Consider the following 359-nt stretch of genomic DNA (forward strand, 5'->3'; position numbering starts at 1 on the left):
AGGCGTATCTCATCTTTATTGTCATTAACAAAAACACACTCGTAACAAAAATCATCCTCGTCATCGTTCAAATATTCGTTGAATCTTAAAAAACCATATCCCCTGCTTTCTATGTAATCCAAAAACAAAGAAGAATGCGAAGGAAGACAACGCAAATAATCTCTATAACTTTTCACATCCTTCACAGGAAAAGAATGGTCAATATAATGGTCATGCAAACAAGTCATGATATCGTAAGGCTTTTCCCAACCGCAATAAACCTCGACCCCATTCCCAAACATATAACGAATAGCCTTGGTCTCATAACGTGCCTTCAATCGCACAGCCTTTATATTGAACAGATTTTCAAGCCTCTGTAC

The 359-nt window shown here is 37.3% G+C and carries 1 protein-coding gene; it reads right to left on the reverse strand.

The features are described from left to right. Positions 1–359: hypothetical protein (locus tag KP705_RS19575; protein ID WP_215765517.1), on the reverse strand; the 359-nt coding region annotated here is incomplete at both ends.

The organism is Gluconobacter sp. P1D12_c (assembly GCF_018812105.1).
In the GTDB taxonomy this organism is placed as follows: Bacteria; Pseudomonadota; Alphaproteobacteria; order Acetobacterales; family Acetobacteraceae; genus Gluconobacter; species Gluconobacter oxydans_A.